The sequence below is a fragment of the Brevundimonas sp. genome, assembly GCF_004210735.1.
In the GTDB taxonomy this organism is placed as follows: Bacteria; Pseudomonadota; Alphaproteobacteria; order Caulobacterales; family Caulobacteraceae; genus Brevundimonas.
Map to the genome: position 1 here is coordinate 1 of NZ_SDZL01000155.1, position 1,068 is coordinate 1,068.

The following is a 1,068-nucleotide window of genomic DNA, read 5'->3' on the forward strand; positions in this document are numbered from 1 at the left end:
GCTGTATTCTTCGAGCAGCCTGCGGCGAGGGCCGCGGCGCCGACGCTGGCCATGCCGAGGCCGCGCAGCAGGGCACGGCGCGAGGTGGCGGGCGTTTCCGCAGCCGGCGTGGCGGCGGGTGTGGATTCGGGAATCGTGTCGGGATGTCTCATGGGTTTTGTCCTCCAGCATCGCGCCGTCCGCGCGTGGCGGAGTGCATGGGCCTGCACTCGCGTCGGAAGGATCGGCTCGCATTCGCCGGAGAGTCGCAACCGCCAAGCGCGGAAGACGACAAAAAACGGCTTTGGGGAGCGGAGGAGTGCACCGTGGGCGGGCGCCGCCTGCCAAACAACCGGGCGGTCAGGAACCGGGCGCCTGAAGGCTGTGCAGGCTCAGGCCGGGCGGGCCGAGCCCCAGACATTGTAGCCGGCCCAGCGCGGCGTGCCGGGCAGATACATGCGATCCGCTGTTTCGATGCGCCAGCCGGACGTGGCCAGCATAACGTCGACATCGCGGGTGAGATGGCAGCCGCCGGCGAGCGGGCGCCAGATCGGCTCGATGCGCTTCTGCCATTTCACGGCGTCTGCATCGGGCGCGAGGCCGTGTTCGCAGAACAGGAGCTTGCCATCAGGCTTGAGCGCAGGGCGCAGGGCGGCGAGCGCGGCGACGGCATCGGGGATGGTACAGAGCGTGTAGGTGGTGACGATGGTGTCGATTGAGGCGGGCGGCAGATTGGCCGTCTCGGCCCCGCGTTCAAGCCATTCGATGGGCAAGCCTTCAGGCGCGCGAGCGCGTCCGCGCTTCACCATCCCGGGTTCGGGCTCGAGCGCGATGAGGCGGGAGACCTTGGCGCGATCATAGAACGCAAAGTTGCGGCCGCCGCCCGCGCCGATCTCCAGCACGACGCCGCTGGCCTGCGGGATGATCTTGCGGCGCTGATAGGCGACGGGCTTGGCCCCGCAGGCGCAATCGATAAGGCCGGGGGCGATGAAACGGGAGTAGAAGCCCATGAGACGCGTCCCTTGCTGGCGGGCGATCTTACGCCGCCTCGCCAGCGCTGCGCTAGCTGCGCAGGGGGAGGAGCGCGCG

1 protein-coding gene is annotated in these 1,068 nt (G+C 69.4%); it reads right to left on the reverse strand.

Annotated elements, in window-relative coordinates:
- Positions 1-371: 371 nt before the first annotated feature.
- On the reverse strand, positions 372-1,068 hold a 697-nt coding region (locus tag EON91_RS14570), incomplete at its 5' end, for a class I SAM-dependent methyltransferase (RefSeq protein ID WP_292096149.1).